The organism is Phenylobacterium sp. (assembly GCF_028290885.1).
Taxonomy (GTDB): domain Bacteria; phylum Pseudomonadota; class Alphaproteobacteria; order Caulobacterales; family Caulobacteraceae; genus Phenylobacterium.
In genome coordinates, this window is the sequence record NZ_JAQGIZ010000005.1 from 1 (window position 1) to 7446 (window position 7446).

Annotated in this window: 7 protein-coding genes; all 7 read left to right on the top strand. The window is 69.7% G+C overall.

The genetic code is table 11. The features are described 5' to 3' along the window. On the top strand, positions 1-953 hold a 953-nt coding region (locus JWP28_RS00385), incomplete at its 5' end, for a sigma 54-interacting transcriptional regulator (RefSeq protein ID WP_299538687.1). Between the two features lie 43 nt (positions 954-996). Next, positions 997-1767: a VOC family protein gene (locus JWP28_RS00390; protein WP_299538690.1), complete on the top strand. Its 771-nt coding sequence runs from the start codon at positions 997-999 to the stop codon at positions 1765-1767. A 77-nt stretch (positions 1768-1844) separates the two neighbouring features. Then, the gene (locus JWP28_RS00395) at positions 1845-4061 is read left to right on the top strand and encodes a PAS domain-containing sensor histidine kinase (RefSeq protein WP_299538693.1); all 2217 of its coding nucleotides are present in this window, start codon (positions 1845-1847) and stop codon (positions 4059-4061) included. A gap of 11 nt (positions 4062-4072) precedes the next feature. Beyond that, complete coding sequence (locus tag JWP28_RS00400; protein WP_299538700.1) at positions 4073-5464, top strand: sigma-54 dependent transcriptional regulator; 1392 nt, start codon at positions 4073-4075, stop codon at positions 5462-5464. Then, positions 5464-6327 (top strand): D-amino-acid transaminase, encoded by an 864-nt coding sequence (locus tag JWP28_RS00405; protein WP_299538695.1) that lies wholly within the window; start codon positions 5464-5466, stop codon positions 6325-6327. The genes JWP28_RS00400 and JWP28_RS00405 overlap by 1 nt, the downstream gene beginning before the upstream one ends. Positions 6328-6428: 101 nt before the next feature. Then, positions 6429-6674, top strand: coding sequence for an RNA chaperone Hfq (gene hfq, locus JWP28_RS00410; protein WP_293367327.1), 246 nt, complete (start codon positions 6429-6431; stop codon positions 6672-6674). Then, positions 6671-7446 (top strand): GTPase HflX (hflX, locus tag JWP28_RS00415; protein ID WP_299538698.1); only part of this gene is annotated, 776 nt, incomplete at its 3' end. The genes hfq and hflX, both read left to right, overlap by 4 nt.

The window sequence follows — 7446 nt, forward strand, 5'->3', positions numbered from 1 at the left end:
CGATCGCGCGCCTGGTCGGCGCCGACCTGACCGTGCTGATCACCGGCGAGTCCGGCACCGGCAAGGAGCTGGTGGCCCGCGCCCTGCACGACATGGGCCGGCGGCGCGACGGCAAGTTCGTCACCATCAACCTGGCCGCCGTCCCGCGCGAGCGGGTGGAGACCGAGCTGTTCGGCAAGGAGGACGGCGACGCCGGCAAGCTGATCGACGCCGATGGCGGCACCCTGTTCCTCGACGAGATCGGCGACATGCCGCTGGACGCCCAGACACGGCTGTTGCGGGTGATCGACGGCTCGGAGCCGGCGCTCAATCCCAAGACCGGCCGGCGGCCGAACGTGCGGATCATCGCGGCCACCAATCGCGACCTGCGCGGGCTGATCCAGCAGGGGCTGTTCCGCGAGGACCTGTTCTTCCGCCTGAACGTCGCCCCGCTGCGCCTGCCGCCGCTGCGCGACCGGGCTGACGACATCCCCGACCTGGCGCGGGCCTTCCTGCTGCGCGCCAACCGCGAAGGCCTGCCGTCGAAAACCATCGACGCCGCGGCGCTGGACCGGCTGCGGCAGCACTCCTGGCCGGGCAATGTCCGCGAGCTGGAAAACCTGGTCCGCCGGATCTGCGCCCTCTATGGCGAGGACCTGATCACCGCCCGCATCGTCGAGCGCGAGCTCGCCGACCAGCAACCGGCGGTGCAGGGCGAGGAGGGCCCAGCAACCCTGGCGCAGCTCGTGGAGCGCAAGCTCTCCAGCTATTTCGCCGACCAGCCGGACGGCCTGCCGCCCGCGGGCCTCTACGACCGGGTGCTGGAGGAGGTCGAGCGGCCGCTGATCCAGCTGACCCTGTCGGCCACCCGCGGCAACCAGGTCCGCGCCGCCGAAATTCTCGGGCTCAACCGCAACACCCTGCGCAAGAAGATCTCCGATCTGGGCGTGGAGATGCAGCGCGGCCGACGCTAAGGTGGCCATCCCCAGGCTGGGGACGCTCAGCGGAGATACGGCCATGGCGCAGGCGCGCGGCAACTTCCACTGGTACGAACTGGTCACGCCAGATCCGAGCGGGGCGGGCGCGTTCTATAGCAAGGTCGTCGGCTGGGGCCTGCAGGACGTCGGCCAGGGCATGCCCTACACCCTGCTGCAGGTGGATGGGAAAGGCGTGGCCGGGATCGCACCCGCTCCGGACGGCGAACGGGCGGGCATCGCCCGCCCGGGCTGGTTCGGCTACATCGCAGTCGACGACGTGGACGGCTTCGCGGTCAAGGTGCGCGAGGCCGGCGGCAAGGTGCTGAGCGAGCCGATGGACATCCCCGGCATCCTGCGCTTCGCCACGGTGGCCGATCCGCAAGGCGCGGTTTTCTTTCTCTACAAGGGCTTCGCCGCCGAGGGGCCGCCGACTGGGGGCCCGGATGACGCGGGCTTTTTCGGTTGGCGCGAGCTCTGGGCCGGCGACGGCGCCAAGGCCTTCGATTTCTATTCCGGCCTGTTCGGCTGGACCAAGGCCGAGGCCGTCGACATGGGGCCGATGGGGACCTACCAGACCTTCGCCGCCGACGGCGAGACCGTCGGCGCGGTGATGACCAAGCCCCCGAACGTGCCCGCCCCGGTCTGGAACTATTACATCCAGGTCGACAGCATCGGGGCCGCCGCTGAGCGGGTGAAAGCCGCCGGCGGCACGGTCCTGATGGGCCCGCAGGCGGTGCCCAACGGCTCCTGGATCATCCAGGGCCTCGACCCCCACGGCGTGGCGTTCTGCCTGCTCAGCAGAAAGGCCTGAGGCGCTCCGCCGCAGCCTGACGCATCCTTGCAACAAGACTGTTGAGTTTGGGGCACAGTCGCTTAGGCTCCCCGCCAATGGCTTTGGATGTTCGACAGTGGGTGGCCGGCGCCGGGGCCGGGCGCGTCTGGCAGGCGATGCAGTCGCGGGTTGTGCTGGGCTTCGGCTACGGCCTGGCCGCGGCGCTCACCGGCCTCGCTATCCTGCTGGCCGCCTCGCCGCCCTCGACCGGGCCCCTGGGCCCCGCCAGCCAGCTGATCCTCACGGTCCTGGGCTTCAACCTGGTCCTGATCCTGGCTCTGACCCTGATCGTGTTCCTACGATTCGCAGCCTTGCTGGAGGCCCGCGACCGCGATCCGGGCGCGCGCCTGCAGGTCCGCTTCGTCACCCTCTTCGCCATGGCCGCGGTGGCGCCGGCCGTGGTGGTGGCGCTGTTCTACGGGGTGCTGGTCAATCGCGGGGTCGACAACTGGTTCAGCCAGCGTGTGCAGACCGTGGTTGAGAACTCGGCGACCGTCGCGCGCTCCTACGTCGAGGAGCAGAGCCGCTACATCCAGGACCACGTCACCCTGATGGGCGGCGACCTGAACCGCGCCGCGCCGATGCTGCAGGCGAGCCCGATCACCTTCAACCACTTCCTGGCGAGCCTGGCTTCCTACCACGCCTTCCCGGCGGCCTATCTGATCGACCGCGACGGCCGGGTGCTGGCGCGGGCGGAGGCGGCGCAGGCCGGTCCCCTGGTGATGCCGCCGGCCTCCAGCTTCAAGGCCGCCGACCAGGGCGACATCTGGCTCTGCAACCGCAACTGCGGCGACGTGATGCGTTCGGTCTACAGGCTGCGCGCCTATCCGGACGCCTACCTCTATGTCGTCCGCCCGGTGGAGAAGGGGATCGTCGCCCACCTGCTGGAGGCCGAGGCGAGCCTGGTGGCCTATCGCGACGCCGCTCAGAACCGCCAGAAGATCCAGACCATCTTCGCGCTCAGCTATGCCGAGACCGCGCTGCTGGTGCTGGTGGGCGCCGTCTGGCTGGGCCTGGGCGCGGCCAACGCCATCTCCGGCCCGGTGGCGCGGCTTGTGCAAGCGGCGGGCAAGGTGGCCAGCGGCGACCTGAGCGCCCGCGTCGATGCCGACCACGACCCCGAAGAGATCGCCGTATTGTCACGTGCATTCAATAGCATGACGCACGATCTTCAGGCGCAGCAGGAAGCCTTGCGGCGCGCCCGTGAGGAGGCCGAGCGACGGCGGGAGTTCATCGAGACCGTGCTGGCCGAAGTCAGCGCCGGCGTGATCAGTCTCGACGCGGACGGCCAGATCTCCGCCGCCAACCGTCAGGCCGAAGTGCTGCTGGGCCTGGCCGCCGAGCATGGCCGCGGCCGCAAGCTCGCCGACATCGCCCCCGAGATCGCCGCCGTCGCCGCCCAGGCCGGCCGCGGGGCCGAGGCGGAGGAGGAGGTCGACATCGTCCGCGGCCGGGAGACGCGGCGCCTGCGGGTGCGCGCCAGCCACATCGAGGACGGCCAGGTGCTGACCTTCGACGACATCACCCGCCTGGTCACCGCCCAGCGCAACGCCGCCTGGCGCGACGTCGCCCGCCGCATCGCCCACGAGATCAAGAACCCGCTCACCCCCATCCAGCTCTCGGCCGAGCGGCTACGGAAGAAGTACCGCAAGGATATCGCGCCCTCCGAGCTGGAGACCTTCGACCGCTGCACCGACACCATCGTGCGCCAGGTCGGCGACATCGGCCGCATGGTCGACGAGTTCTCCGCGTTCGCGCGCATGCCGGCGCCCAAATTCGCCGAGCAGGACGCCTCCGAACTGATCCGCGCGGCGGTGTTCGCCCAGCGGGTGGCCAGTCCCGGCATCGACGTCGAACTCGAGGAGCCGATTCCCGAGGTCCGCCTGCTGGCCGACGAGCGGATGCTGGCGCAGGCGTTGACTAATATCCTGAAGAACGCCGCCGAAGCGGTCAGCGCCCGCCGCGCGGCGCGGACCAAGGGCCGTATCCGCGCGCGCCTGGTCTCGGACGAGACCGGCGTCGCCTTCGAGGTCGAGGACAACGGCGTGGGCCTGCCCGCCAAGGATCGCGACCGGCTGACCGAACCCTATGTGACGACCCGCGAGAAGGGCACCGGCCTGGGCCTGGCGATCGTCAAACGCATCCTGGAAGACCATGGCGGCGAACTGGAGCTGACCGACGCGCCGGCTGGCCCGGGCGCGCTCGCCATCCTGCGTCTTCCGCCCTCGGCGCGCACCCGGTCCGCGCCGAAACCCGAAACCGTGACGGCTTGAAGGACTAGATGATGGCGTCTGACGTTCTGGTGGTCGACGACGAGGCGGACATCCGCGAACTGGTGGCGGGGATCCTCGCCGACGAGGGTTATGCAGTGCGCACCGCCACCGACTCGGAGTCGGCGCTGGCGGCCGTCCGGGCGCGGAAGCCGGCGCTGCTGATCCTCGACATCTGGATGGCCGGCGGCGGGATGGACGGGCTGGAGCTGCTGGACCTGGTCAAGGCGCTCGACGGCGACCTGCCGGTGATCATGATCTCGGGCCACGGCAACATCGAAACCGCGGTCAGCGCCATCAAGCGCGGCGCCTACGAGTTCCTGGAAAAGCCCTTCAAATCCGATCGCCTGCTGCTGGTCGTCGAGCGCGCCCTGGAGGCGGCCAACCTGCGCCGCGAAAACCGCCGCCTTCGCACCCAGGCGATCACGCCCGAGGGCATGACCGGCAAGTCGATGGCCGCCCAGCAGCTGCGCCAGATGATCGTCAAGCTGGCCGGCGCCAACAGCCGCGTCCTGATCTCGGGCCCGCCGGGATCCGGCAAGGAAACCGTGGCGCGCCTGATCCACGGGGCGTCGAACCGCGCCCGCAACGAGTTCGTGCCGATCAGCGCCGCCGGCATGACGCCGGAGCGCATGGACGTGGAGCTGTTCGGCCAGGAGGGCGACAACGGCCGCACCGCCAAGGTCGGCGTCTTCGAGCGCGCCCACGCCGGCACCCTCTACCTCGACGAGGTGGCAGACATGCCGCGCGAGACCCAGGGACGGATCCTGCGCGTGCTGGTCGACCAGAGCTTCCGCCGCGTGGGCGGCGACTCGGACGTGCATGTCGATGTCCGCGTGGTCTCCTCGACCTCCCGCGATTTGCGCGAAGAGATCGCCGCGGGCCGGTTCCGCGAGGACCTGTTCCACCGGCTGAACGTCGTGCCGGTGAACGTGCCCGGGCTCTCGGAGCGACGAGAGGATATCCCGGAGCTGGTCGAGTACTTCATCGAGCGGATCAGCGAGGCGACCGGCATGCCGAAGCGGCGGCTGGCCGACGACGCGCTGGCCACCCTGCAGGTGCGCGCGTGGCCAGGGAACCTGCGCCAGCTGCGCAACAATGTGGAGCGGATGCTGATCCTCGCCTCCGGCGCGCCGTCCGATCCGATCACCGCCAACATGCTGCCGGCCGAGGCCATGGTCACCGACCAGGCCACCAGCCTGGGCGCCGAGCGGATGATCGCCCTGCCGTTGCGCGAGGCCCGCGAGGTGTTCGAGCGCGAGTATCTCAACGCCCAGATGCTGCGCTTCTCCGGCAATATCTCGCGCACCGCGGCCTTCATCGGCATGGAGCGCTCGGCCCTGCATCGGAAGCTGAAGTCGCTCGGCCTCTCCGGCGCCCGCGCGCTCGAGGAAGAATTGAGCTGATGGGCCGCATCGCCTACGTCAACGGCCGCTTCGTCCCGCAGGGCGAGGCGGCCGTCCACATCGAGGACCGCGGCTACCAGTTCGCCGACGCGGTCTACGAAGTCTGGGCGCTGTTCGACGGCAGGCTCAGCGACGCCGAGGGGCATTTCGCGCGCCTGGAGCGATCCTTAAGCGAACTCGCCATCCCCATGCCGATGACCCGCGCCGCGCTCACCCTGGTGCTGAAGGAGACGGTGCGCCGCAACCGCATCCGCGAGGGCCTGCTCTACCTGCAAGTCAGCCGCGGCGTAGCCCCGCGCGACCACGCCTTCCCCAATCCGCCGGTGCGGCCCGCCGTGATCATGACGGTGAGCGCCACCGACAGGGTCGCTTCGGAGGCCCGCGCCGCCAAGGGCGTCTCCGTGGTCACCACGCCGGAGACCCGCTGGGGCCGTTGCGACATCAAGACCGTGAACCTGCTTCCCAATGCGCTCGCCAAGCAGAAGGCGCGGGCGGCCGGCGCCGCGGAGGCCTGGTTCGTCGACGAGTTGGGCTTCATCACCGAGGGGGCCTCTTCCAACGCCTGGATCGTCGACGGCGACGGGCGGCTGCGCACGCGGGACACCAACGCCAACATCCTGCGCGGCATCACCCGCGGCTCGCTGCTGGAGGTCATCCGCCGCGAGGGGCTGGAAGTCGATGAGCGCCCTTTCACGCCGGCCGACGCCGTCGCGGCCAAGGAGGCCTTCATCACCGGCGCAGGCACGCTGGTGCTGCCGGTGATCGCCGTAGACGGCAAGCCGGTGGGCGAGGGAAAGCCCGGTCCGGTGGCGGCGAGGCTTAGGCGTCTCTATATCGAGCAGGCGAAGGCCTCGGCCATCTAAGACGACGCCTGCGATTGCGCCTGTCGCAAAACCCAGTCTAGCTGACTTGCGTGTGTGGGCGGCGCTTTGGTCGCCCGATCAAAACAAAGAGGCGAAAAGCCGTGAGCGAGAAGAAACAGAACCTGCAGGACACGTTCCTGAACAGCGTACGCAAGTCGAAGACGCCGCTCACCATCTTCCTGGTCAACGGCGTAAAGCTGCAGGGCGTGGTGAGCTGGTTCGACAACTTCTGCGTTCTGCTCCGCAGGGACGGGCAATCGCAGCTCGTCTACAAGCACGCGATATCCACCATCATGCCGGCCCAGCCCGTGCAGCTGTATGAGCCCGGCGAAGACGAGTCCGATTGAGATCTTCAAAAGCCGTTGACCGCGAGGCGCCTGTCCAAGGCGCCGTCGTCATCCACCCCGACCGGGAGGGCCGCAACGCCTCCCGGGAGGCCGAAGCGCGCCTGGACGAGGCCGTCGGCCTGGCGCTGGCGCTCGACCTGGAGGTTCGCGAGACCCTGGTCGCGAGCCTGCGTCGCCTGACGCCGGCGACCCTGTTCGGGAAGGGCAAGGTCGAGGAGATCGGCAAGATCATCGAGCTCGCCGAGGCCGACGTCGCGATCGTCGACGACAGCCTGACGCCGGTGCAGCAGCGCAACCTGGAAAAGGCCTGGCAGGTGAAGGTCATCGACCGCACCGGCCTGATCCTGGAGATCTTCGCCCGCCGCGCCCGGACGCGGGAAGGCCGGCTGCAGGTCGAGCTGGCGAGGCTCTCCTATGAGCGGTCGCGCCTGGTGCGCACCTGGACCCACCTGGAGCGCCAGCGCGGCGGTTTCGGGGTCATGGGCGGCCCGGGCGAGACGCAGATCGAGACCGACCGGCGGCTGCTGGCCGAGAAGATCGGCAAGCTGAAGCGCGAACTGACGGAGGTGCGCCGCACACGCACCCTGCAGCGCTCGGCGCGTGGCCGGGTGCCGTACCCGACGGTGGCGCTGGTCGGCTACACCAACGCCGGCAAGTCGACGCTGTTCAACCGGCTGACCCAGTCCGAAGTCGTCGCCGAGGACATGCTGTTCGCCACCCTCGACCCGACGCTGCGGATGCTGAAGCTGCCCGACGGGCGGCCGGCCATCCT